This is a genomic window from Roseateles sp. So40a (genome assembly GCF_048081605.1).
In the GTDB taxonomy this organism is placed as follows: domain Bacteria; phylum Pseudomonadota; class Gammaproteobacteria; order Burkholderiales; family Burkholderiaceae_C; genus Roseateles.
Genome location: NZ_CP182288.1, coordinates 4167787 through 4193157, shown reverse-complemented (window position 1 = coordinate 4193157; position 25371 = coordinate 4167787). Strand labels below are relative to the sequence as shown.

Below are 25371 nucleotides of genomic sequence, written 5' to 3'. Positions count from 1 at the left end.
CGGCCATGACCGTCGCCGTCCTGCCCGCCGAATCCCAGGTCCTCGCGCCGACCATCCTCGACCTCGAGGCCTCCGGTTTCGGACGCGGCAGCTACCCGATCGAGATCGGCTTCGTCGAGGCGGGCGGACTGCCGTTCTGCTCGTTGATCCAGCCTGCGCCCGAGTGGCAGCACTGGGACCCTTCGGCCGAGGCGCTGCATGGCATCTCGCGCGAACTGCTGCTGCGCCATGGCCGCCCCCGCGAATGGGTCGCTGACGAGCTCAACAAGCGCCTGGCGGGCCAGACCGTCTACTCCGACAGCTGGGGCCACGACTATCCGTGGCTGAGCAAGCTCTTCGACAGCGCGGGCCGCATGCAGCGATTCCGACTGGAGGACCTGCGGCGCCTGCTCACCGAGGACGAGGCCGCGCGCTGGAACGCGGTGCAGCAGGACGTGCGCGCGCAGGCCAAGCTGCGCCGCCACCGCGCCAGCGCCGATGCCAAGGTGCTGCAGATGACGCTGATGCGGCTCAAGCACGGGCCCGCCACGCCCACCGCGACGCTGGGCGGCAAGAGCCCCGGCGACTTCGGCAACTGCGGTTGAGCCACGGGACCGGCGCGCCCGGCGCCGACGTCCTGCCCGGATGTGCCGATCAGGCCGTGCCGGCCGGATTGCGTTCCGCGCAGAGGCTGCCGCTGGAGCGCCCGCGCCCCGCGCGCTTGGCGCGATAGAGCTCCTCATCGGCCCGGGTGACGAGCTCATCGATGTGGGCCGAGCGCGCCCACTGCACGCAGAACCCGACGCTGATGCCGATGTGCAGCTCCAGCGCCCCGATCCGGAACGGCATCGCCAACGCGTGCACCAGCTTGTCGGCCACCACCTGCGCGTCGGCCGGTTTGGCGACATGGGTCAGGAACACGGCGAACTCGTCGCCGCCCAGGCGCGCCACCAGGTCCTGCGGCCGCAGCGCGTGCCGCAGCCGGCCGGCCACGGCCTTGAGCAGCGCGTCGCCCACAGGATGGCCGTGCTCGTCATTGACCGGCTTGAAGCGGTCCAGGTCCATGTACAGCAGCGCGATCAGCTCGTCGCGATCGGTGGCCCGGCTCAAGGCGGCATTGACCTGCGAGGCGAACCCCGCCCGGTTGAGCAGCTCCGTCAGCGGGTCCGTGTTGGACGCCCGCAGCAGCCGCAGCTGTTCCTGCTTCACGTCGGTCACGTCGCGCGCCACGCCGTAGGCGCCGATGATCGCGCCGTCGTCGCCCAGCAGCGGCGCGTAGGTCAGCTCGACGTAGCGCATCTCGCCGCGGTCGTCGCCGTCCAGCGGCATCGGGCGGCTGATGCCGTCGTCGTCGCGCATCTCCACGACGCTGGTCTCGCCGGCGAAGGCGCTCTGGATCAGCGGATGCACGGCGGGATAAAGGTCGTCGAAGACCTCCGAGGCGTGGCGGCCTTGCCAGGAGCGCTCGGGGATGTCGAAGCGGCGCTCGAAGGCCTTGTTGCAGAAGAGCACGCGCTCGTCGGTGTCCACGGCCAGCATCATGACGTTGACGCTCTGCGCCATCGCGCTCATCACGGCCTGGCTGCGCTCGCGCTCGCGGCGCGCGGCGAGCTCGGCGCTGATGTCGGCGATGGTGCCGGCGTGCGCGACGATGCGGCCGCCGATGCGCATGGGCTGCATGCGCAGCCGCACCAGCAGCTCGGTGCCGTCGCGGCGCGTGAGCTGGCGCACACGGTCAACCGGCTCGCCCTGCGCGACCAGCGCCGCCCATTGCTCGCGCGTGAGCTCGCGCTCCGACGCGGGCAGCCGCTCCAGCCACCCCCAGGCGAGGTCCTGGCGGTCGACCTCCAGCATCCTCAGATAGGTCTCGTTGGCGTAGACGGTGCGGCCTTGCAGGTCGCAGCGGAACAGCCCCATCGGGGACGCGTCCGAGGTGGCCTGGCGTTCCGCCTCGCGCAGCCGCGCCTGGTGCTGCATGCGGGTGAACCAGGCCATCAGTCCGACGGCGATCGCGCTGATCAGCACCGAGAACGCGAGCACCGCGCGGCGTTGCTGCAGGTAGCCGGCGAGGATGCGGTCGCGCTCGAAGGACACGAACAGGCGCAGCGGATAGTCCTGCAGCAGGCGGTAGGACACGATGCGCTCGACGCCGTCCACCGGGCTCTGGGTAACGATGAACCGGCCGCTGGCCGGCGGGCTGGGCGGCAGCGCCTCGCCGCCGGGGAGCTCGCGCAGGTTCTTGCCGAGCAGCCCCGCCACCTCGGGCCAGCGCGCCATCGCCACGCCGTCGTCGCGCTCCAGCAGCACCGCCGTGCCCGCGCGCATCGAGCGCGCCCGGTAGACCTTCAGCAGCGTGTCCAGGTCGATGAAGCCGACGGTGGCGGTGAAGGGGCCGGTGGGGGCGCTCAACCGCGTGGCCATCGGCAGCACGTAGCGGGCCCCCGGGCGCAGTTGCAGCGGCTTGCCCAGGATGATGCTCGGGCCACCCGGGCGTCCGAGTTCGGACAGGAAGCTCTTCGGGCCGAGATTCACGTACGGATCGCCGGTCACCGACGGGATGCGCCACAGCCGTCCGTCGGCGCTGGCGAGCATCACGTCGGTCAGCCCGCGCGAGTTGTCGCGCAGCGAGTCCGCCAGCAGCGACACGGTGGCGTCGAGATCCTGGCGTTCGTTCTTGCGGGTGAGCAGCAGCAGGTCGAGCGTGCGCAGGCTGCCTTCGGTCTCGCGCAGCAGCTGCTCGGTGTCCTGCGCGGCGTTGAGCGCGACGCCATGCAGGTCGTCCTGCAGGTCGTCGACCAGCGAGCGCGGATAGACCAGCGCGAACCACAGCACCAGCGCCCACAGCACGACCAGCACCAGCCCCAGCGCGAGGAAGGGGCCGAAGACGACCAGGCGTCGCACCTGGAGGCGCTCGGCGATGGACTGGCTGAAGGGCGAGGCGGGCATCGGGTTCATTGTGGCCGTGCCGCGGACGCGTTCAAACGCCCAACAGCGGGGGCTCGTCCGGTTTTTTCGGGGCGTCCGGCACGTGGCTGTCCGGGTCCTGGCGGGCGAGCTCGGTCAGGCAGCGCAGGCACAGGCACTGGCCGGGCCAGCGCTGGGCGAGCTGGGCCTTGAGCCCTTCGCCGAGCCGCGTGCCGAAACAGGCGCACCAGCCCTCGTCCACGCCGCAATGGAAACCGCCGCCGCAGCGCGGGCAGGCGGTGTTGTCCAGGGACGGCTGGGGCGGCAGGGACGACGCGGCGTTCATGGCGGCGGATTGTCCGCCGGTCTCAGCCGAAGAGCGCGCGATGCCGATCCCGGAGCAGGTTCTTCTGCACCTTGCCCATCGCGTTGCGGGGCAGCTCCGTCTCGACGAAGACGCGCTTGGGCACCTTGAAGGCCGCGATGCGGTCCTTGAGCGCCGCGATCAGCGTCGCGCCGTCCAGCGCCGCGCCCGCGCGCGGCACGACCACCGCGACCACGCCCTCGCCGAAGTCCGGATGCGGCACGCCGATCACCGCCGACTCCGCCACGCCGGGCAGCTCGTTGAGCCAGCCTTCGATCTCCGCCGGATAGACGTTGTAGCCGCCGCTGATGATCAGGTCCTTGCTGCGGCCGACGATGGTCACGTAGCCGCGGTCGTCGCGCCGGCCGACATCGCCGGTCTTGAACCAGCCGTCGGCGGTGAACTCCTCCTTCGTCTTCTCGGGCATGCGCCAGTAGCCGGAGAACACGTTGGGACCGCGGACCTGGATGTGGCCGATCTCCCCGTCGCCCGTGCTGGGGCAGGGCGCGCCGGCGTCGTCCACCACGCGCAGGCCCACGCCCGGCAGCGGGAAACCGACCGTGCCGCCGCGGCGCTCGCCGTCGGCCGGCTGGTACGGATTGGAGGTCAGCATCACGGTCTCGCTCATGCCGTAGCGCTCCAGGATCGTGTGGCCGGTGCGCTTCTGCCAGTCATGGAAGGTCTCGATCAGCAGCGGCGCGGACCCGCTGATGAACAGCCGCATCCGCGCGCACTGCTCGCGCGTGAGCGTGGCCTGCTCGAGCATGCGCACGTACAGCGTGGGCACGCCCATGAACAGCGTCGCGTCGGGCAGCCGCGCGATGACGGCGCGCGGGTCGAAGCGGTTGAACCACAACATCCGCGCGCCCGCGAGCAGCGCCCCGTGCGACGCGACGAAGAGCCCATGCACGTGGAAGATCGGCAGCGCGTGGATCAACACGTCGTCCGGGCGCCAGCCCCAGTAATGCTTGAGGACCTCGGCATTGGCCAGCAGGTTGCCGTGGCTGAGCATCGCGCCCTTGCTGCGCCCGGTCGTGCCGCTGGTGTAGAGGATCGCCGCGAGATCGTCGGCCTGCTTCGCCGCGGGCTGATGCGTGTCGGGCATCTGCACCGCGCGGTCCAGCAGCGTGCCGCTGCGGTCCTCGTTGAGCGTGAACACCCAGGGCACCTTCGCCTGGAAGGCCAGCTTGCTGATCCACCCGAAGTTCTTCCCGGCGCAGACGACAACCGCCGGCTCCGCGTTGCCGATGAAGTACTCCAGCTCCGCGGCCTGGTAGCCGGTGTTGAGCGGCAGGTAGACGTAACCCGCGCGCAGCACCGCCAGGTACAGCAGCAGCGACTCGACGCTCTTCTCGGTCTGCACCGCCACGCGGCTGCCCGCTGGCAGGTCCAGCGAGTCCAGCAGGTTGGCGATCATCGCGGTGGCGCGGTCGATGTCGCGCCAGCTGTAGCGCTGACCGGCCTCGGGGCCATCGGCCAGCTCGATGGCGCAGGCATCCAGGTCGGCGGAGAAATTCGCGCGCAGCGCCGCGAAGAGATTGGCGTTGGGAGTCATGTCGATCGGAAGGCAGTCAGGCAATCAGACGGTGATGCGGTTACGCGGTCAGGGCATCAATCCAGTTTCGCACCGGAGCGCTTGACGACATCGGCCCAGCGCACGACCTCGCCATGCACATACTTGCCGAAGGCGTCGCCGTAGAGGTTGGGCATCTCGGTGCCCAGGCCGGTCCAGATCGTCTTGAGCTCCTCGGTGGCGAAGGCCTTGCGCAGCTCGGCCTGCATCGCGGCGACCACTTCCTTGGGCGTGCCCTTGGGCGCCCACAGCCCGTACCAGGTCGAGACCTGGTACTGCGGGATGCCGGCCTCGACGGCGCTGGGGATGTCGGGGAAGCCCGGCGCGCGCTTGGAGGACGCCACGGCCAGCGCCTTGATGCGGCCGCCGCGGATGTGCGCGGCCGACGATCCGAGTCCGTCGAACATCAGGTCCACCTGGCCCGCCATCAGGTCCTGCAGCGCGGGACCGGCGCCGCGGTAAGGGATGTGGGTGATGAAGGTCTGCGTCTGCAGCTTGAAGAGCTCGCCCGCCAGGTGGTGCGAGGTGCCGTTGCCCGCGGAGCCGTAGTTCAGCTTGCCCGGGTTCTTCTTGAGCAGCTCCAGCAGGCCCTTCACGTCGGTCGCGGCGACCTTGTTCGGGTTGATCACGATGACCTGCGGCACGCTGGAGATCAGGCCCACGGGGATGAAATCCTCCTCGAGCCTGTACTCGAGCTTGGGATACATCGCCGGCGCGATCGTGTGATGGACCGCGCCCATGAAGAAGGTGTAGCCGTCCGGCGCGGCCTTGGACGCGAGCGTCGCGCCGACGGTGCCGCCGGCGCCGCCCTTGTTGTCGATGATGAACTGCTTGCCGGTCTGCTTGGTCAGCACCGCGGTGAGCGGCCGCGCGAAGGCGTCGGTGCCGCCGCCGGCGGGGAAGGGCACGACGATGGTGACGGGCCGGCTGGGCCACGCAGCCTGCGCGAAGGCGGACGGCGCGGCGGCGATGCCCGCGCCGAGCGCGGCCAGGGAGGCGGCGCCGAGCAGGCGGCGGCGGGACGGGGAACGCGGGATCATGGCAAGTCTCCTGTGGGCCCTCTGCGGGCCTCTGTGTCGTGAGGAAGGAATCGAGGGGAGGACGGGCTCAGAGCAGCCCGCCGACAGCGCGCGCGGCGGCGATCTCTCCCTGGGTGAAGGCCTCGTGGTGCTGCTCGATGCGGTCGAGGTCGTAGAGGTAATTGACCATCATCCCGTGCGACTGTTTCAGCCCCTTGGCGGAACGGTCGCCGGCCGGGTTGAGGCGCTCGAGCCGCGCGCCGTTGTCCAGATGGAAACGCGCGACCGGGTCGCCGCCGGCCAGCGGCGTCTGCGCGATCAGATAGACCGCAGCCATGCGGCGCAGGTCTTCCTGGAGCGTGTCGTCCTCCAGCGCGGACGGGCTCGCGAGCGCCGTCGCGCTGTGCTGGCGCACGCGGCCCAGGGACTCCGAGGCGCGCTCGCGCTGCGCGGGTTTCAGCCCGGGCAGCTCGTCCAGCGTCTGGACCGATTGCAGCCAGGCGGCGAAGCCCGGGATCGGCGACAGCGTGCAGAACACCTTCAAGCGCGGCAGCTCGCGGCGCAGGTGCTCGGCGACGCGCTTGATCAGGAAGTTGCCCAGCGAGACGCCGCGCAGGCCGGGCTCGCAGTTGCTGATCGAATAGAACACGGCGATCTTGAAGCTGCTGGCGGGCATGGGTTCGCTGCGCTTGGCGATCAGCGGCGCGATCGCCTCGGGCATGTCGGGCAGCAGCGCGACCTCGACGAAGATCAGCGGCTCGTGCGGCAGTTGCGGATGGAAGAACGCGAAGAGACGCCGATCGGGCAGCAGGCGACGGCGCAGGTCGTCCCAGCCGTCGATCGCATGCACGGCCTCGTGATGAATGATCTGCTCGAGCAGTTGCGCCGGGGACTGCCAATCGACCTGACGCATCTCCAGGAAGCCCGGGTTGAACCAGGAGGACAGCAGGTGCAGCAGGTCGGCGTCGACCATGCGCCAGTCCGGATGCGCCTTCAGGCCATCCAGCAGCCGGCGCCGCATCCGCACCAGCGTGCCGGTGCCGCCCGGCGCGCGGTTCAGGCGCCGGAAGAGCTCCTGGCGCGGCGGCTCGCTGAGTTCGGTCAGGACGCGCAGGGTGTCGGTGCCGGGCGCGTCGGCGTAGGCCTGCGCGGCGCGCAGCACCGCGGCCGGCTCGGGATTGAAATCGGCGGCGAGCTTGTCGAAGACCGCGGGCCAGGCCTCGGCAGACAGCGCGCCCATGCGATGAATCAGCTCCTGGGCCAGGCCCAGGCTGTTGGCCTGTCCGCGCTCGGACAGCAGCTTGCGGGCCAGGGCCAGCACCTGCCGCGCCGCGCGCGCCGATGTCCACGAGTCCACGATCGCCATGAGGGCGGTTTATAGCCGCATCAGCCCCGGCGCGGCGAGTCTCCTGCTCAGGGAATGCCCAGGGAACGCTCAGGGGACGCTCAGGGATAGCCCCGAGCGCGTCGCGGTCCGCGACGGTCCTCGCGCGCGAGGGGGCTGCTACATTGCCCCGCATCAGATCCGAGGCGGCCCCGCGCGGCGGCGGCACGACCCGGACCCTTCCCGTCACGGACGGCGCGAGCGCGCCGCCGGCCCGGAAGAATGCCAAGGAGACAGGCCATGAACGACATTCCGCAGGATGCCGAGGCGGTGTTGCGCCTGGCGGCGCAGTCGATGTTCGACGTGCTGGCCAGCACCGCGCAGGGCGCGATGGTGGTGAACCGCGAGCACCGCATCGTCTGGATCAGCGAGGGCTACAAGCGCTTCCTGCCCGCGCTGGGCCTGCGCGACGAATCCGAATTCGTCGGCCGCCTCGTCGAGGAGGTCGTCCCCAACACGCTGATGGCGCAGGTGATCGACACCGGCCAGCCCATCCTGGTGGACCTGCTGACCAACAAGGCGGGCACCTTCCTCGTGAGCCGGCTGCCGCTGCGCGGCCCGGGCGGTGACGTGATCGGCGCCATGGGCATGGTGCTGCTCGATCATCCCGAGACCACGATGCAGCCGCTGATGAACAAGTTCGCGTGCCTGCAGGCGGAGCTCGACGAGACACGCCGCCAGCTCGCCGCCGAGCAGACCCGCAACCGGCGCGCCAAGCACCGGATCATCGATTTCATCGGCACCAGCCCGGCCGCCGTCGAGGTCAAGCGTCAGGCGCGCCGCGTCGCCCAGACCGACGCCACCGTGCTGCTCCTCGGCGAGACGGGCACTGGCAAGGAACTGCTGGCCCATGCGATCCACGCCGCCTCCCGCCGCGCGGCCCGCCCACTGGTCTCCGTCAACATCGCGGCCGTGCCCGAGACCCTGCTCGAAGCCGAATTCTTCGGCGTCGCCCCCGGCGCCTACACCGGCGCCGAGCGCAAGGGCCGCGACGGCAAGTTCAAACTCGCCGACGGCGGCACCCTGTTCCTCGACGAGATCGGCGACATGCCGCCCGCGCTCCAGGCCAAACTGCTGCGCGTGCTCCAGGAACAGGAACTCGAACCGCTGGGCTCCAACGAGGTCGTCAAGGTCGACGTCCGCGTCATCGCCGCCACCAGCCGCGATCTCTCCGCCATGGTCCAGCGCGGAGAATTCCGCGCTGATCTCTTCTATCGCCTCAACGTCCTCCCCATCCGGCTGCCCGCCCTGCGAGAACGACCCGAGGACGTCGAAGCCCTCGTCGAGGTCCTCCTCGAAGACATCGCCCGACGCAGCGGCCTCGCGCCGAAAACGCTCAGCGTCGACACACTCGCCGCCCTCCAGTCCAACCCCTGGGCCGGCAACGTCCGCGAACTCCGCAACACGCTCGAACAAGCCTTCCTCATGAGCGACGACGGGGAACTCCGGCCTCATCACTTCGGGTGGGACTCGGCGTTTGAGGACGGACCCCTCCCAGACCCCCACCCCGGGACCGAGCCCGCACACAAAGCGGGAACGGGCAGCCCTCTCCGCTCCCGAGCCTCCGCACGCTCGGCAGGTCGCTCCGACGGCCACCCGTTCCCGCTTCGCGTGCCACGCCCACCTCCTCCCTTCGTCGATGTCGCAACAGCGACAGCTACGGAGACAGCGACAGCGACGGCGACGTTGCCGGCGCGCAAGGCCGAACTCGAACGCGCCGCCATCGCCCAAGCCCTCCGCGAGACCAACGGCAATCGCATGGCCGCCGCTCGCCTCCTCGCCATCTCCCGCGCCACCCTCTACGAAAAGCTCGCCAAGTACCCGGACCTCGTGCCAGCCTGATTCGCGCCACATCCTCACGTTTGACCCGTGTTCATGGGCCTCATCAAGGGTTCCAGCACTTGCCGGACACCGTCCGCCATGCGCATATTGCGAAGCAGGGATGACGACGAGGCCCGGATCCACCGGCCCGCCCAGGAGACGACATGAACACGCTGACCACGACCGCCGACGGCTTCTCCGCCGAGGCAGTGTCCGCCGCCGCCCCGTCCGCACGCGCCGGCCAGGCCCGCACCTGGACCCTCGCCAACAAGCTGCGCGTGGCCGTGCTCGCCGCCGTCGTGGGCTTCGTCGTGCTGGTCATGTGGCTCAGCCATCGCTCCGCGATGAGCCTCCTCGACGTCAAGATGATCACCACCGTCGAGCAGGTGAAGAACGCCGAGGCCATCGCCAAGCGCTACTTCGACCGCATCGGCGCCGGCGGCCTCACCGAATCCGACGCGAAGCAGCAGGCCGCGGCGGAGATCGGCAAGATCCGCTACTCGGGCAACGAGTACCTCTGGATCAACGACATGACGCCCAAGATGGTCATGCACCCGATCAAGCCCGAGCTCAACGACAAGGACCTCTCCGGCAACAAGGACCCCAACGGCCTCAAGCTCTTCGTGGCCTTCGTCGACACGGTCAAGGCCCAGGGCAGCGGCTTCGTCGACTACCTCTGGCCCAAGCCCGGCGCGAAGGACCCCGAACCCAAGCGCTCCTACGTCGCCGGCTTCAAGCCCTGGGGCTGGGTGATCGGCTCGGGCGTGTACATCGATGACGTCTCCGCGATCGCGCGCCGCGACGCGACCATCGCGCTGACGCTGGTGATCGCCGTGGGCATCGGCGCGCTGCTCGCCGTCGAATGGTTCGCGCGCGGGTTGAAGCGTCGTCTTGGACAGATGCGCGAGGCGGTGGAGGCCGTGGCCAACGGCGATCTGCGCGCGCACGTGGTGGGCGGCAGCGCCGGCACCGACGAGATCGGCGAGGTGCTGACGCAGGTCGCTGCGATGCAGGGCCGCTTGAGCGACCTGGTGCGCGCGATCCGCGATGCCACCGATTCCATCCAGCATGCGTCGCGCGAGGTGGCGATGGGCAGCCAGGACCTGTCGCAGCGCAGCGAGCAGGCCGCATCGAGCCTGCAGCAGACGGCGGCGTCGATGCAGGAATTGACGCAGCAGGTGACGAACTCGGCGCAAGCCGCGCAGCAGACGAATCAGCTGGCGGAGGGCGCGGCGGACCGGGCCCGGCTGGGCGCGGACGTGATGGGCGAGGTGGTGCAGACGATGGACGGCATTGCCGGCGCGAGCCGCAAGATCGCCGACATCATCTCGGTGATCGACGGGGTGGCCTTCCAGACCAACATCCTGGCGCTGAACGCGGCGGTGGAGGCCGCGCGGGCGGGCGAGCAGGGCCGCGGTTTCGCGGTGGTTGCCAGCGAGGTGCGCGCGCTGGCGCAGCGCAGCGCCAATGCGGCCAAGGAGATCAAGGGCCTGATCAACGACTCGGTGTCGCGCGTGGACGCGGGCAGCGCGCAGGTGGGGCGCGCGGGCGAGGCGATGGGGCAGATCCTTCAGTCGGTGCAGCAGGTCAGCGGCACGGTGGCGGAGATCAGCCAGTCGAGCGCGGGCCAGTCCGATGGCCTGGCGCAGATCAACCAGGCGGTGGCGCACCTGGACGACATGACGCAGCAGAACGCCGCGCTGGTCGAGGAAACCGCCGCCGCGGCAGAGTCGCTCCAGCAACAGGCCCGCCTGCTCAACGAGCAGGTGGCGACGTTCAGGACCTGAGCGACGCTCTGTCGCTGTCTGGACTCCGGACACCGTCCGGAACCTGGACGTTGTTGTGTTCGCCAACCCACGCCGCTGTCTGGAAGCCGGACAGCGGCGTGAACGTTTCTGCCTCATCCTGAGGCGAAAACGCGTCCAGACCGAGGGTGTTCCCGGACGGCACGGGCCTTGCGAAGAGGTGGCAAGAGACCGGCGCTCGACCGGTCCGCCCCCACCAGGAGACCAGGCACATGACCCAAGGCTTCATCCGCGCCGCAGCCGGCGCGGCGCTGGCGCTGTCCGCCGCGCTCGGCGCGCACGCCCCCGCGCTTGCCCAAGGCAAGGAGATCCGCATCGCCCACGTCTACAGCCGCACCGGCCCGCTCGAGGCCTACGGCAAGCAGACCCAGACCGGCTTCCTGATGGGCCTGGACTACGCCACCGGCGGCACGATGACCGTCGCGGGCCGCAAGCTCGTCGTCATCGAGAAGGACGACCAGGGCAAGCCCGATGTGGGCAAGAGCCTGCTGGCCGCCGCCTACGGCGACGACAAGGCCGACATCGCCGTCGGCCCGTCCTCCTCGGGCGTCGCGCTCGCGCTGCTGCCCGTGGCCGAGGAATACAAGAAGATCCTGCTCGTGGAGCCCGCCGTCGCCGACTCCATCACCGGCGACAAGTGGAACAAGTACATCTTCCGGACCGGCCGCAACAGCTCGCAGGACGCGATCTCCAACGCCGTGGCGCTCGACAAGCCCGGCACCGTGATCGCCACGCTCGCGCAGGACTACGCCTTCGGCCGCGACGGCGTGAAGGCGTTCAAGGACGCCATCAAGAAGGCCAAGGTCGTCCATGAGGAATACCTGCCCACCACCACGACCGACTTCACCGCCGGCGCGCAACGCCTGATCGACAAGCTCAAGGATCAGCCCGGCCGCAAGGTGATCTTCATCATCTGGGCCGGCGCGGGCAATCCGTTCAAGATCGCCGACCTCGACCTGAAGCGCTACGGCATCGAGATCGCCACCGGCGGCAACATCCTGCCGGCAATGGCCGCCTACAAGTCGCTGCCCGGCATGGAAGGCGCGACCTACTACTACTTCGGCATCCCCAAGAACCCGGTCAACGAGTGGCTCGTGGCCAATCACTACAAGCAGTTCAAGACGCCGCCCGACTTCTTCACCGCCGGCGGCATGAGCGCCGCCATCGCGGTCGTCGAGGCCCTCAAGAAGACCGGCGGCGACACGACCACCAACAAGCTCATCAAGGCCATGGAAGGCATGAGCTTCGAGACGCCCAAGGGCCGCATGACCTTCCGCCCGGAAGACCATCAGGCGATGCAGTCCATGTACCACTTCAAGATCAAGGTCGACCCGGCCTTCGCCTGGGGCGTGCCCGAGCTGGTCCGCGAGATCAAGCCCGAAGAGATGGCCATCCCCATCCGCAACAGGAAGTGATCCCACCCCCCCCCTGACACCCTGGAGGTTTCCGATGAAGTTCTCCGCAGTCCGTGGTTCCGTGCTTCGTTCCCTGCTTCCCTCGCTCATCCCCGCCGCCTTGATGGCGCTCGCGAGCGCCGCGCACGCGGCGTCACCGCTGCCGTCGCTCAACATCGACAAGACCCAGATCACCGTGTCGGGCCTGTCCTCCGGCGGCTTCATGGCCAACCAGCTGGGATACGCCTATTCATCGACGTTCAAGGGCGTCGGTGTCTTCGCCGGCGGTCCCTACATGTGCGCCGGCCACAGCAACTACACCGCCTGCATGTACAACGCCACGATCTCCTCGTCGGCGCTCAACACGATGCAGGCCGACATCAACAACTGGAGCGGCACCGCGATCGACGCCAAGAGCAACGTCGCCGCGCAGAAGATCTATCTCTTCGTCGGCACCAGCGACTCGACCGTCGGCCCCAATCCGATGAACGCGGTGCAGACGCAGTACCTCAACAACGGCGTGCCCGCGGCCAACCTGTCCTACGTGCAGCGCAGCGGCACCGCGCACGTGCTGCCCACCGACTTCGACGCCACCGGCAACAACAGCTGCGGCACCAGCGCCTCGCCCTACATCGCCAACTGCGGCTACGACGGCGCCAAGGCCGTGCTCACGCAGCTCTACGGCACGCTGAACGCGCGCAACAACAGCCCGGCCGCGGCCAACTACGTCGAGTTCGACCAGACCGCGTTCAGCACCAACCCCGGGCTCGCGGCCACCGGCTGGGCCTACATCCCTGCGGGCTGCGCGGCGGGCCAGTCCTGCAAGCTGCACATCGCGCTGCACGGCTGCCAGCAGAACTACGCCACCATCGGCGACAAATTCGTGCGGAACACCGGCTTCTCGCGCTGGGCCGACACCAACAACATCGTCGTCCTGTTCCCGCAGACCAAGGTCGACAACACCTACCGCACGACCGCCGCCAGCGGCTCGCTGCCCAACCCGAACGGCTGCTGGGACTGGGTCGGCTGGTACGGCTCCAACTTCGCGCAGAAGGCCGGCACGCAGGCCGCGGCGCTCAAGGCGATGGTGGACCAGGTGTCCGGCGGCGCGACCGGCAACCCTGGCGATCCTGGCGACCCCGGTGATCCGGGCACGCCCGCCGTCTGCTTCACGTCCTCCAACTACACCCACACGATCTCCGGCCGTGCCTACGCGCTGTCCGGCCTGACCTACGCGAATGGCTCCAACCAGGCGATGGGTCTGTGGAACATCTACGCGACCACGACGCTGAAACGTACCGCCCCCAACTACTACGTGATCGGCACCTGCCCCTGAGGGCCGACGCCTTCCGACCCAACGACCCCGCATGCTCGAGACCCGAGACCTCACCATCCGCTTCGGCGGCCACACCGCGGTGGACCGCGTCAGCTGTGCCTTCCACCCGGGCACGCTGACCGCCATCGTCGGGCCCAACGGCGCCGGCAAGACGACCTACTTCAACCTGATCTCGGGCCAGCTCGCCGCGAGCGGCGGCCGCGTGCTGCTCGACGGCGAGGACCTCACCCGTCTGCCCGCGCCGTTGCGCACGCGGCGAGGCCTGGGGCGTGCGTTCCAGCTCACGCAGCTGTTCCCGACGCTCAGCGTGCTGGAGAACGTCCGCCTCGCGGTGCAGTCGCGTGAGGGGCAGGGGCTGCGGATGTGGTCGGTGTGGTTGAACCATCGCGAGCTGCTCGACGAGGCCCGCGCCATCGTCGAGCGCGTGCGGCTGGGCCATCGCGCGGACGCACCCGCCGCGAGCCTGCCGCACGGCGATCAGCGCAAGCTCGAGGTCGCGATGCTGATGGCGCTCAAGCCCAAGGTCTATCTCTTCGACGAACCCACCGCGGGCATGAGCGTCGACGAGGTGCCTGTGATCCTGGACCTGATCCGCGCGCTCAAGGCCGAGGGCACGCACACCGTGCTGCTGGTCGAGCACAAGATGGACGTGGTGCGCGAGCTCGCGGATCGCATCGTCGTGCTGCACAACGGCCAACTGGTCGCCGATGGCGAACCCGCCGCGGTGATCGCCTCGCCGGTCGTGCAGAACGCCTACCTGGGCCTCGCGATGCCGGAGGCCGCATGAGCCAGGACCTGCTCCGTCTGGACGGCGTGCACACGCACATCGGCGCGTATCACATCCTCCACGGCGTCGATCTCTCGGTGCCCGAGGGCGAGGTCACGATGCTGCTGGGCCGCAACGGCGCCGGCAAGACGACGACGCTGCGCACGTTGATGGGCCTGTGGCGGGCGAGCGCCGGTTCGGTCGTGCTCGGCGGCCGGCCGCTGCACACGCTGCCCACGCCCGAGATCGCGCGCCTGGACATCGCCTACGTGCCCGAGAACATGGGCATCTTCGGCGACCTGACGGTGCGCGAGAACCTGCTCCTCGCGGCGCGCCGCGCGCGATCGTTGGAGGACCTTGACACCGCGCGGCTGGACTGGCTCTTCGGGCTGTTCCCGGCGCTGCGCAAGTTCTGGCTCTATCCGGCGGGCAAGCTCAGCGGCGGACAGAAGCAGATGCTGGCGATCGCGCGCGCGATGGTCGAGCCGCGCCGCCTGCTGCTGATCGACGAACCGACCAAGGGCCTGGCGCCGGCGATCATCCGCAACCTCATCGAGGCGCTGCAGGAGATCAAGCGCGGCCGCGACGGCGCGCGCACGACGGTGCTGCTGGTCGAGCAGAACTTCATGGTCGCCCAGGCGCTCGGCGATCAGGTCGCGGTGATGGACGACGGCCGCGTCGTGCACGCCGGCCGCATGTCCGCGCTGAGCGAGGACGACGCGTTGCAGCAGCGCCTGCTGGGCCTGTCGCTGGGAGCGCATCAATGACGGTTTCCTCCACATCCTCTTCCTCTACCGTGGTGACGCCCGCGTCCTTCGCGGCCGAGCCTGTGCCGCAGGCGCGCTTCGACGCGATCCCGCTGCTGCTGATCGCGGCGCTGGCGCTGGTCGCGCTGCCGTTGATCGGCTCGGCCTCGAGCTGGGCCACGCTCACCATCGCCGGCCTGGCGATGGGCCTGATCGTGTTCGTGATCGCATCCGGATTGACGCTGGTCTTCGGGCTGATGGACGTGCTGAACTTCGGCCACGGCGTGTTCATCGCGCTGGGCGCGTTCGTGGCGACCACCGTGATGGGCGCGATGGGCGGCTTCGTGGCGAGCCCGTCGCTGGCGGCCAACCTGACCGCGGTGGCGGTCGCGGCGCTCGCCGGCATCGTCAGCGCCGCGGCGCTGGGCCTGGTCTTCGAGCGCGTGCTGGTGCGGCCAGTCTACGGCATGCACCTCAAGCAGATCCTGATCACGATGGGCGGGATGATCATCGGAGAGGAACTCATCAAGCTCGTGTGGGGCCCGCAGATGATCCCGCTGCAGCCGCCCGAGTCGCTGCGCGGCGCGTGGGTGCTCGGCGATGTGGCCGTCGAGAAATTCCGGGTGCTGGCCGTGGTCGTCGGGCTGATGGTCTTCGTGGGCCTGCTGTGGCTGCTGAACCGCACCAAGCTCGGCCTGCTGATCCGCGCCGGCGTGCAGGACCGCGAGATGGTCGAGAGCCTCGGCTATCGCATCCGGCGGCTCTTCGTCGCGGTGTTCGTCGCGGGCTCGGGGCTCGCGGGGCTGGGCGGCGTGTTGTGGGGGCTCTACCAGCAGAGCGTGATCCCGCAGATCGGCGCGCAGGTCAACACGCTGATCTTCATCGTGATCATCATCGGCGGGCTGGGGTCGACGCTGGGCTGCTTCGCCGGCGCGCTGCTCGTGGGCCTGATGGCCAACTACTGCGGCTTCCTCGCGCCCAAGGCGGCACTGTTCTCCAACATCGCGCTGATGGTCGCCGTGCTGCTGTGGCGGCCGCAAGGCCTCTATCCCGTGAGCCAACGCTGAACCGACGGTGATGTCCCGATGAGTCCCCTCCGATCCCTCCTGTCCCACGATCTGCCGCGCAGCCGCGTGCTGGCCGCGCTGCTGCTCGTGACCGTGCTGGCCCTGGCGCTCGCGCCGTTCGTGTTCCCCGGCACCAAGGCGCTCAACGTGGCGGCCAAGATCCTCGTGTTCATCGTGCTGGTCGCCAGCTACGACCTGCTGCTGGGCTACACCGGCATCGTGAGCTTCGCGCACACGATGTTCTTCGGCATCGGCGCCTACGGCGTGGCCATCGCGAGCTCGCGCTGGGAGCCCGGCTTCGCGACGCTGGCACTGGGGATTGGCGGCGCGCTGCTGCTGTCGCTGGGGCTGGCGCTGGTCATCGGCCTGTTCTCGCTGCGCGTGAAGGCGATCTTCTTCGCGATGATCACGCTCGCCGTGGCCGCGGCCTTCCAGGGCCTGGCCTCGCAGCTGTCGGACTTCACCGGTGGCGAGGACGGGCTGAACTTCCGCCTCCCGGCGCTGCTGTCGCCGTCGACCGAGTTCCTCGAGGAGCCGGTGCTCGGCGTCAGCATCGACGGACGGCTGCTGAGCTACTACCTGCTGTTCGTCGTCACCGTGGTGCTGGTGCTGGCGCTGCTGCGCATCGTCAACTCGCCGTTCGGGCGCGTGCTGCAGGCCATCCGCGACAACGACTTCCGCGCCGAGGCGATCGGCTACCGGCTGGTGACCTACCGGACGCTGTCGACGCTGCTCGCGGCGGTGTTCGCGACGCTGGCCGGCGCGCTGCTGGCGATCTGGCTGCGCTACAACGGACCGGAGACCTCGCTGTCCTTCGAGATCATGCTGGACATCCTGCTGATCGTCGTGATCGGCGGCATGGGCACGATCTACGGCGCGGTGATCGGCAGCGCGCTGTTCGTGCTGGCGCAGAACTACCTGCAGGACCTGATGCGCGTGGGCGCCTCGGCCGTGGAAGGCGTTCCGGTGCTGTCGCAGCTGATCGCGCCGGAGCGCTGGCTGCTCTGGCTGGGCGTGTTGTTCGTGCTGGCCGTCTATCACTTCCCGAATGGATTGGTCGGGCGGTTGCGGCAGGGAAGGAGAGCCTCGTGAAGTCGTCGTCGAAGTACCTGCGCTGCGAGGGCCGCGAGCTGCACCTCACGACCTGGGGCGATCCGGACGCGGAGCCGGTCATCGCCTGGCATGGGCTGGCGCGCAGCGGGCGCGACATGGACGACCTGGCGGCGCATCTCGCCGGCACGGGGCGCTACTTCGTCGTATGCCCCGACACGATCGGGCGGGGACTCTCGCAGTGGAGTCCCGATCCGGACGGCGAGTACCACCTCGCGTTCTACGTGAAGCTCGCGGTGTCGCTGGTCGATCAGCTGGGCCTGTCGAGCTTCCACTGGGTCGGGACCTCGATGGGCGGCGCGATCGGCTTCCTGGCCGCGGCGACCTCGCTGCGCGGACGCATCCGGCGGCTGCTGCTCAACGACATCGGTCCGGAGCTTGCCGAGCCGGCGATCCAGCGCATCCGCAGTTATGCGGGCAACCCGGCGGCCTTCGACACGGTGAGCGAGCTGGAGCAATACTTCCGCCAGATCTATCAGCCCTACGGCTGGATGAGCGACGAGCAATGGCGGCGCTTGACGGAGACCTCGACACGGCGGCTGGCCGATGGACGCGTCACGCCGCATTACGACCCGGCGATGGTGCGGCAATTCCACGCGCACCCGGACGACTACAAGCGCTGGTCGGAGTGGGACTCGCTGAGCCTGCCGGTGTTGTGCCTGCGCGGGGAGACGTCCGATCTGCTGCTGCCGGAGACGGCCGAGGCGATGCGCGTGCGCGGCCCGCGGGCGGTGGTCGTGACGATGCCGGGCTGCGGCCATGCGCCCGCGCTCAACGTGCCCGAGCACTTCGCGATCGTGGAGCGGTTTCTCGAGGGCGGGTGAGGGCGGCGCGTGACTGGTGGCATCGCTCGCCTCATCGCTTGATCAGCCAGCCGAGGATGCCGCCGAAGACCGCGGTCAGGGTGGATAGGGCCCATTGGCGGTTCTCTTCCACACCGCAAGGATCCACAAGGATGAGGAGGCTGACGCCGACGAGTGCCATCAGGATGAGGATGCTGACTGCGAAGAGACCGAGATCCTTGATGCGAAGAGCGCGTCCGTCGGCTCGCGATTCGGGCATCCCGACGCTGGCAGTCAGGAGTTGAGCGGTCGAGCCGCCGCCGTTGTCATCGCTCATGTCAGATCCACCTGACTTGCGATTGGAGCAGGTGCTCGTGACCTGGATCCACAAAGCCGAGCACCTTGCCGTACCGCACCTCGCGCCGAAGTTTGAAGTACGTGTACAAGGCGCGACTGATCACTTCCATCTCGGAGTGTCGATCTTCGCGAGCAGCCCAACGGATGTCGTTGTAGGCCTCATCCGTGAGCGTGGCGGTGAGCGGAACGGGCATGCGGAACTCCTTGCGAGAACGCCCGGACATCGGGCGCGGACCGGCAGTGAATCACGCAGCGCGTGTGCAAGGCCAGTCTCGCGAAGGGGGATGCCTGTCAGGTCTGCGCAAGATCAAGGCGACGTCAGGTCGCTGTCGCGCGTGGCGCACAGCGCATCGGCGCAACCGCGCCGATTCAGTCGTTGAGCTGCGGCAGGTCTAGCCAGCGCGCCAGCCGGCGGCGCAGCGTCAGGAAGTCCAGCGGCTTGGTCAGGTGCTCGTCCATGCCGGCCTTCAGGCTGTCCGCCACGTCGCTGTCCAGCGCATGCGCCGTCAGCGCCAGGATCGGGAAACGCGGCAGACGGCCTTGCGCCTGCTGGTCCCGCAAGCGGCGGGCGCACTCCAGCCCGTCCATGCCCGGCATCTGGATGTCCATCAGCACCAGGCTCGGTGCCGCGCGCTCGCACAGGTCCAGCGCTTCCTGACCATTGCGGGCCAGCTGCGTTTTGAGCCCCATCAGCGCCAGGAACTCCAGCGCGACGACCTGGTTGATCGGGTTGTCCTCGACCAGCAGCACGAAGGCTTCGCCCGGCGCGGGTCGCTGGCCGGACACCGAGGCATCGTTCATCGACGACGGCTGCGCCGGTTTCGCGGGCGCGTCCGACGTCATCAAGACCACCGAGGTCTCGGTATGGGGAAGGCCGTCGTGTCTGTCCATGTCGCTCTTGTCCCGCATCCGATCGGGATACGGGTATTCCCTGAAATACGTCGCCCACCGTCCGGTCGAACTCGGGCCGCTGTTGCTCGGCGACGACGGGGTCCATTGTTGCCGCAGCCCCCGAAGACTAGCAAGTGTGCGGAAGTCATCATTCAGAGGCCTTGACAGGAGGTATGCGAAGGCTTCCTGAACGGTCTTTTGCTTGCAATTGCTTACCACTGTGTCCATCCGGTCGCAGCGCGAGCCTTGTCCCTCTCTGCTGCCAAAGCTGGACCTCCGCGCTCTCTAGAATCATCGCCCACTGCCTTTTCCGGGGCTCCCCGGCCCCGTACCGCCAAATGTCCGACGCCGATATCCGCATCCGCGGCGCCCGCCAGCACAACCTCAAGAACCTCGACCTGGACCTGCGCACCGGCGAGCTGACGGTGGTGACCGGGCCCAGCGGCTCGGGCAAGTCCAGCCTGGTGTTCGACACCCTCTACGCCGAGGGCCAGCGCCGCTACGTGGAGACCTTCTCCGCCTACGCGCGCCAGTTCCTGGACCGCATGGACCGCCCGGCCGTGGACAAGGTCGACGGCGTGCCGCCCGCCATCGCGATCGACCAGACCAACCCGGTGCGCACCAGCCGCTCCACGGTCGGCACGATGACGGAGCTCAACGACCACCTGAAGCTGCTCTTCGCGCGCGGCGCCGACCTGTTCGACCGCGAGACCGCGCTGCCGGTGCGTCACGACACCCCGCAGACCATCCACGCCGAGCTGCTCGCCCGCACGGTGGGCGACGACCCGCGCCTGGTGCTGACCTTCCCGGTCGAGCTGCCCGAGACGGTGAGCGCCGGCGAGGTCGAGCAGTGGCTGTCGGCCTCGGGCTTCACGCGCGTGCAGTCCGAGCGCGTCGTGGGCGGGCGCAAGATCCTCGATGTCGTCGCCGACCGCTTCCGCATGCAGGGCGTCGAGCAGGCCCGCGCGATGGAGGCCATTGAGCTGGCGCTCAAGCGCGGCAGCGGCCGCATGACGGTCTACGTGCTCAGCCCGGAGGAGGGCGTCGAGCCGGCGCTGTGGCGCTACTCGACCGGGCTGCACTGCCCCGAGAGCGACATCCGCTACGCCGATCCGCAACCGGCGCTGTTCTCGTTCAACTCGGCCATGGGCGCCTGCGAGACCTGCCGCGGCTTCGGCCGCGTGATCGGGGTGGACCTCGGCCTGGTGATTCCGGACGAGCGCAAGACGCTGCGCACCGGCGCGATCAAGCCGATGCAGACGCCGGCGTGGAAGGAGTGTCAGGACGACCTGCTGAAGTACGCCGGCGACGCCGGCATCCCGCGCGACACCGCCTGGAACCAGATGACGCAGGCGCAGCGCGACTGGGTCATCGAGGGCAGCCCGAACTGGAACGGCAACTGGAACAAGCAGTGGTACGGCGTGCGCCGGTTCTTCGATTACCTGGAGAGCAAGGCCTACAAGATGCACATCCGGGTGCTGCTGTCCAAGTACCGCAGCTACACCGAGTGCCCCACCTGCCGAGGCGCGCGGCTCAAGACCGAGGCGCTGCTGTGGCGCATCGGCACGAAGGCGCTCGCCGACGCGGCGCTCCCGCCCGCGCAGCGTTTCCTGCCCGAGGGCGTCCAGTGGACCCGCGCGCAGCTGGAGGACCTGCCCGGCCTGTCGGTCCATGACCTGATGCAGCTGCCCATCCATCGGCTGCGCCGCTTCATGGACGAGCTGCAGCTGCCGGGATCGATGCTCGACGAGGCGCTCAAGCTGCTGCTCGACGAGATCCGCAACCGGCTGAAGTACCTGTGCGACGTCGGCATCGGCTACCTGACGCTGGACCGCCAGAGCCGCACGCTCTCGGGCGGCGAGGTGCAGCGCATCAACCTGACGACGGCGCTGGGGACCTCGCTGGTCAACACGCTGTTCGTGCTGGATGAGCCCAGCATCGGGCTGCATCCGCGCGACATGAACCGTATCGTCCAGGCGATGCAGCGCCTGCGCGACGCGGGCAACACGCTGGTCGTGGTCGAGCACGACCCCGCCGTGATGCTGGCCGCGGACCGTCTCATCGACATGGGTCCCGGCCCGGGCCAGCAGGGCGGCCAGATCGTCTTCGACGGCACGCCCGAGCAGATCCGCGCCGCCGACACGCTGACCGGCGCCTACCTCGGCGCGCGCAAGCACGTGGGCATGGGCCTCAAGCGCGCCGTCGAGGAGGGCACGCCGCGGCTGATCCTGGAAGGCGCGCGCGAGCACAACCTCAAGAACGTCAGCGTCGAGTTCCCGCTGCAGCGCATGGTCGCGGTGACGGGCGTGTCGGGCTCGGGCAAGAGCACGCTGATGCAGGACGTGCTCTATCCGGCGCTCGCGCGCTGGTTCGGCCAGGCCACCGAGACCCCGGGCGCCCACGACCGGCTGCTGGGCGCGGACTGGCTGGCCGACGCGGTCTTCGTCGACCAGTCGCCGATCGGCAAGACCGCGCGTTCCAACCCGGCGAGCTACGTCGGCGTGTTCGACGAGATCCGCAAGCGCTTCGCCGAGGCGCCGCTGGCCAAGGAGCGCAGCTACGGCGCGGGCATGTTCAGCTTCAATGCCGGCGACGGCCGCTGCCCGACCTGCGGCGGCTCGGGCTTCGAGCACGTCGAGATGCAGTTCCTGTCCGACGTGTACCTCCGCTGCCCCGATTGCGACGGCAAGCGCTTCCGCGCCGAGATCCTCGAGGTCAAGCTCGAACGGGCGGGGCGCCAGCTCAGCGTGTCCGATGTGCTGGAGCTCACCGTGACCGAGGCGCTGGGCGTGTTCAAGGACGACCGCGAGGTCATCAACAAGCTGCAGCCGCTGTCGGACGTGGGGCTGGACTACCTGACGCTGGGCCAGCCGGTTCCGACGCTGTCGGGCGGCGAGGCGCAGCGCCTGAAGCTGGCCGGGTATCTGGCCGAGGCCGCCTCCAAGCCGCGCCAGGCGACGGCGACGAAGGGGACGCTGTTCCTGTTCGACGAACCGACGACGGGGCTGCACTTCGACGACATCGCCAAGCTGATGCGCGCGATGCGCAAGCTGCTGTCGGCCGGGCATTCGCTGATCCTGATCGAGCACAACCTGGACGTGATCCGCGCCGCGGACTGGGTCATCGACCTGGGCCCCGAGGGCGGCGAGGACGGCGGCCTGGTCGTGGCCACCGGCACGCCGGAGCAGCTCAAGGATCACCCGACCTCGCACACCGCGCAGGCGCTGCGCGAGTACGCCGCGGAGATGGACCGCGCGCCGGTGAAGATCGCCGAGGGCAAGCCGCTGCAGTCGCTGCTGCGCCAGCGCCGCAAGGCCGACGAGGCGATCCGCATCGTCAACGCGCGCGAGCACAACCTGAAGTCGGTCGACGTCAGCATCCCGCGCGGCAAGTTCAACGTGGTGACGGGGGTGTCGGGCTCGGGCAAGAGCACGCTGGCCTTCGACATCCTGTTCAACGAGGGCCAGCGTCGTTACCTCGAGTCGCTGAACGCCTATGCGCGGTCCATCGTGCAGCCGGCGGGCCGGCCCGAGGTCGACGCGGTGTGGGGCATTCCGCCGACGGTGGCCATCGAGCAGCGGCTCTCACGCGGCGGACGCAAGAGCACGGTCGCGACCACGACCGAGGTCTGGCACTTCCTGCGGCTGCTCTACGTGAAGCTGGGCGTGCAGCACTGCGCCAACGACGGCACGCCGGTCCGGCCGCAGAGCGTGGAGGCCATCGCCGCGCAGCTGCTGCGCGACTACCGCGGTCAGCACATCGGGCTGCTGGCGCCGCTGGTGGTCAACCGCAAGGGCGTCTACACCGACCTCGCGAAGTGGGCCAAGCAGCGCGGCCACACGCACCTGCGCGTGGATGGCGAGTTCCTGCCCACGAGTCCCTGGCCGCGCCTGGACCGTTTCAAGGAACACAGCATCGAGCTGCCGGTCGGCGACATGACGGTGACGCCGGAGACGGAAGCCGCGCTGCGCGAGCTGCTGGCCAAGGCGCTGGATCACGGCAAGGGCGTCGTGCACGTGCTGTCGCCGCTGGACGGGCTGCATGACGCGCTGCGCAACGCGCAGGCGACGCGCGGCATCGGCGCGCTGCGGGTGTTCTCGACCAAGCGCGCCTGCCCGCAGTGCGGCACGAGTTATCCGGAACTGGATCCGCGGCTGTTCAGCTACAACTCCAAGCACGGCTGGTGCGGCACCTGCGTGGGCACGGGCCTGGCGCTGACGCGCGAGCAGCGCAAGGCGCTCGACGACAGCCAGCAGGACAAGGACAACCGCGGCCGCGAGCAGAGCTTCCCGGCCGAAGAGGCCGAGATCGAGGACCTCAGCGACGCGCCGTGTCCCGATTGCCACGGCACGCGGCTGAACCCGGTGGCGCGCGCGGTGAGCTTCGAGCACGAGACCATCGGCACGGTCGCGTTGTGGAGCGTGACCGAGGCGCGCCAGTGGATCGCGGGCCTGACCCTGACCGGCCGTGACGCGGAAATCGCGCGCGACGTGATCAGCGAGATCCGCGGCCGGCTGGAGTTCCTCGAGGAAGTGGGCCTGGGCTATCTGACGCTGGACCGCGCGGCGCCGACGCTCTCGGGCGGCGAGGCGCAGCGCATCCGGCTGGCGGCGCAGCTCGGCTCCAACCTGCAGGGCGTGTGCTACGTGCTGGATGAGCCGACCATCGGCCTGCATCCGCGGGACAACCAGATCCTGCTCAAGGCGCTCTCGACGCTGGGCGACAAGGGCAACACGCTGGTCGTCGTCGAGCATGACGAGGACACGATCCGGCGCGCAGACCACATCATCGACATCGGTCCGAGCGCGGGCAAGCGCGGCGGACGGGTGATCGCCGAGGGCACGGCCGAGGAGATCGCGAAGAACCCGGAATCGCTGACGGGACGCTTCCTGTCCAAGCCGCTGGTGCATCCGATCAAGGAGCGCCGCGAGATGCTGGCGGACGCGCCGCGGCTGACGGTGCTCAACGCGACGCTGCACAACCTGCACGGCGTGACGGTGGACGTGCCGCTGCACCGGCTGGTGGCGATCACGGGGGTGTCGGGGTCGGGCAAGTCGACGCTGGCGCGCGACGTGCTGCTGGCCAACATGGCCGCGGCGGTGCCGCTGCGCCGGGCGCCGTCGAGCTGGCTGGGCTGCGAGGCCATCGAGGGCCATCAGCAGGTGGACCGGGTGCTGGAGGTCGACCAGACGCCGATCGGCAAGACGCCGCGCAGCTGCCCGGCGACCTACATCGGTTTCTGGGACGCGATCCGCAAGCTGTTCGCCGAGACGCTGGAGGCGAAGGCTCGTGGTTACGGGCCGGGGCGTTTCAGCTTCAACACCGGCGAGGGGCGTTGCCCGGCCTGCGAGGGCCAGGGCATGCGAACGATCGCGATGAGCTTCCTGCCTGACGTGAAGGTGCTGTGCGACCAGTGCCATGGTCAGCGCTTCAATCCGGAGACGCTGGCGGTGAGCTGGCGTGGCCGGAGCATCGGCGAGGTGCTGCAGATGGAGGTCGACGAGGCGGTGGAGTTCTTCGCCGCGATGACGTCCATCGCGCATCCGCTGAAGCTGCTGCAGGACGTGGGGCTGGGTTATCTGACGCTGGGTCAGCCGAGTCCGACCTTGTCGGGCGGCGAGGCGCAGCGGATCAAGCTGGTGTCGGAGCTGGTGAAGGTGCGCGACGACGTCACGCGCCGCGGGCAGAAGGCGCCGCACACGCTGTACGTGCTGGACGAGCCGACGGTGGGCCTGCACATGGCCGACGTGGAGAAGCTGATCCGCGTGCTGCACCGGTTGGTGGATGGCGGTCACAGCGTGGTGGTGATCGAGCACGACCTGGACGTGATCGCCGAGGCGGACTGGGTGCTGGACCTGGGACCGGAGGGGGGCTCGGCGGGTGGCCGCGTGGTCGCCCAGGGCCGTCCGGAAACGCTGGTCGAGCAGGGCACGCACACGGGGAACGCATTGAGGCCGGTGTTGGCGCGGCGGTGATGACGGGCGATATCGCGGCGCTGACCAGGCGCTGACGACATCCCGCTGAAGAGGGGCCGGTGGCTGCGTGGCAACGCGGTTCCGGCCCTTTTCTCATT

General features: G+C 69.3%; 19 protein-coding genes. 11 read left to right on the top strand and 8 right to left on the bottom strand.

What is annotated here, in order from left to right; all coding sequences use genetic code 11:
• Positions 1-5: 5 nt before the first annotated feature.
• A complete protein-coding gene (locus tag ACNI65_RS19040; RefSeq protein ID WP_416758676.1) occupies positions 6-584 on the top strand; it encodes a hypothetical protein in 579 nt (192 codons plus the stop codon).
• Positions 585-633: 49 nt separating this feature from the next.
• Here ACNI65_RS19040 and ACNI65_RS19035 read toward each other — a convergent pair whose 3' ends face one another.
• The 5 genes from ACNI65_RS19035 to ACNI65_RS19015 all read right to left on the bottom strand — a co-directional run bounded on the left by ACNI65_RS19035 (position 634) and on the right by ACNI65_RS19015 (position 7205).
• The gene (locus ACNI65_RS19035) at positions 634-2925 is read right to left on the bottom strand and encodes a diguanylate cyclase domain-containing protein (protein ID WP_416758674.1); all 2292 of its coding nucleotides are present in this window, start codon (positions 2923-2925) and stop codon (positions 634-636) included.
• 31 nt (positions 2926-2956) lie between these two features.
• Entirely contained in the window at positions 2957-3229 is a 273-nt protein-coding gene (locus ACNI65_RS19030) for a cysteine-rich CWC family protein (protein ID WP_416758672.1), read from the bottom strand.
• 22 nt (positions 3230-3251) lie between these two features.
• Entirely contained in the window at positions 3252-4802 is a 1551-nt protein-coding gene (locus ACNI65_RS19025) for a malonate--CoA ligase (RefSeq protein ID WP_416758671.1), read from the bottom strand.
• A gap of 56 nt (positions 4803-4858) precedes the next feature.
• Positions 4859-5860 carry a Bug family tripartite tricarboxylate transporter substrate binding protein gene (locus ACNI65_RS19020; protein WP_416758670.1) on the bottom strand — a complete coding sequence of 334 codons (1002 nt, stop codon included), beginning with the start codon at positions 5858-5860 and terminating at the stop codon, positions 4859-4861.
• 67 nt (positions 5861-5927) lie between these two features.
• The gene (locus tag ACNI65_RS19015; RefSeq protein WP_416758669.1) at positions 5928-7205 is read right to left on the bottom strand and encodes a malonyl-CoA decarboxylase domain-containing protein; all 1278 of its coding nucleotides are present in this window, start codon (positions 7203-7205) and stop codon (positions 5928-5930) included.
• Positions 7206-7463: 258 nt separating this feature from the next.
• Here ACNI65_RS19015 and ACNI65_RS19010 point away from each other — a divergent pair, with 258 nt between their 5' ends.
• From ACNI65_RS19010 to ACNI65_RS18970, 9 genes are all read left to right on the top strand, one after another.
• Complete coding sequence (locus tag ACNI65_RS19010; protein ID WP_416758668.1) at positions 7464-9065, top strand: sigma-54 interaction domain-containing protein; 1602 nt, start codon at positions 7464-7466, stop codon at positions 9063-9065.
• A gap of 143 nt (positions 9066-9208) precedes the next feature.
• Positions 9209-10831, top strand: coding sequence for a methyl-accepting chemotaxis protein (locus tag ACNI65_RS19005; protein WP_416758666.1), 1623 nt, complete (start codon positions 9209-9211; stop codon positions 10829-10831).
• A 230-nt stretch (positions 10832-11061) separates the two neighbouring features.
• Positions 11062-12264 (top strand): substrate-binding domain-containing protein, encoded by a 1203-nt coding sequence (locus ACNI65_RS19000; protein ID WP_416758665.1) that lies wholly within the window; start codon positions 11062-11064, stop codon positions 12262-12264.
• A 34-nt stretch (positions 12265-12298) separates the two neighbouring features.
• Positions 12299-13579: a hypothetical protein gene (locus tag ACNI65_RS18995; RefSeq protein ID WP_416758664.1), complete on the top strand. Its 1281-nt coding sequence runs from the start codon at positions 12299-12301 to the stop codon at positions 13577-13579.
• A 31-nt stretch (positions 13580-13610) separates the two neighbouring features.
• Complete coding sequence (locus ACNI65_RS18990; RefSeq protein WP_416758663.1) at positions 13611-14366, top strand: ABC transporter ATP-binding protein; 756 nt, start codon at positions 13611-13613, stop codon at positions 14364-14366.
• Positions 14363-15112, top strand: coding sequence for an ABC transporter ATP-binding protein (locus ACNI65_RS18985; RefSeq protein WP_416758662.1), 750 nt, complete (start codon positions 14363-14365; stop codon positions 15110-15112). The genes ACNI65_RS18990 and ACNI65_RS18985 overlap by 4 nt, the downstream gene beginning before the upstream one ends.
• Positions 15109-16158 carry a branched-chain amino acid ABC transporter permease gene (locus ACNI65_RS18980; protein WP_416758660.1) on the top strand — a complete coding sequence of 350 codons (1050 nt, stop codon included), beginning with the start codon at positions 15109-15111 and terminating at the stop codon, positions 16156-16158. Before ACNI65_RS18985 ends, ACNI65_RS18980 begins: the two co-directional genes overlap by 4 nt.
• Before the next feature lie 18 nt (positions 16159-16176).
• A complete protein-coding gene (locus ACNI65_RS18975) occupies positions 16177-17250 on the top strand; it encodes a branched-chain amino acid ABC transporter permease (RefSeq protein WP_416758659.1) in 1074 nt (357 codons plus the stop codon).
• Entirely contained in the window at positions 17247-18092 is an 846-nt protein-coding gene (locus ACNI65_RS18970) for an alpha/beta fold hydrolase (protein ID WP_416758658.1), read from the top strand. The genes ACNI65_RS18975 and ACNI65_RS18970 overlap by 4 nt, the downstream gene beginning before the upstream one ends.
• 31 nt (positions 18093-18123) lie before the next feature.
• Here the strand turns inward: ACNI65_RS18970 and ACNI65_RS18965 are convergent, their stop codons facing one another.
• From ACNI65_RS18965 to ACNI65_RS18955, 3 genes are all read right to left on the bottom strand, one after another.
• Positions 18124-18387: a hypothetical protein gene (locus tag ACNI65_RS18965; protein ID WP_416758656.1), complete on the bottom strand. Its 264-nt coding sequence runs from the start codon at positions 18385-18387 to the stop codon at positions 18124-18126.
• Position 18388: 1 nt separating this feature from the next.
• Complete coding sequence (locus tag ACNI65_RS18960; RefSeq protein ID WP_416758655.1) at positions 18389-18601, bottom strand: hypothetical protein; 213 nt, start codon at positions 18599-18601, stop codon at positions 18389-18391.
• Positions 18602-18776: 175 nt separating this feature from the next.
• Complete coding sequence (locus ACNI65_RS18955) at positions 18777-19298, bottom strand: response regulator (RefSeq protein ID WP_416758654.1); 522 nt, start codon at positions 19296-19298, stop codon at positions 18777-18779.
• A 338-nt stretch (positions 19299-19636) separates the two neighbouring features.
• Here ACNI65_RS18955 and uvrA point away from each other — a divergent pair, with 338 nt between their 5' ends.
• Positions 19637-25273 (top strand): excinuclease ABC subunit UvrA, encoded by a 5637-nt coding sequence (gene uvrA, locus ACNI65_RS18950; protein WP_416758652.1) that lies wholly within the window; start codon positions 19637-19639, stop codon positions 25271-25273.
• The last annotated feature ends 98 nt before the right edge of the window (positions 25274-25371 follow it).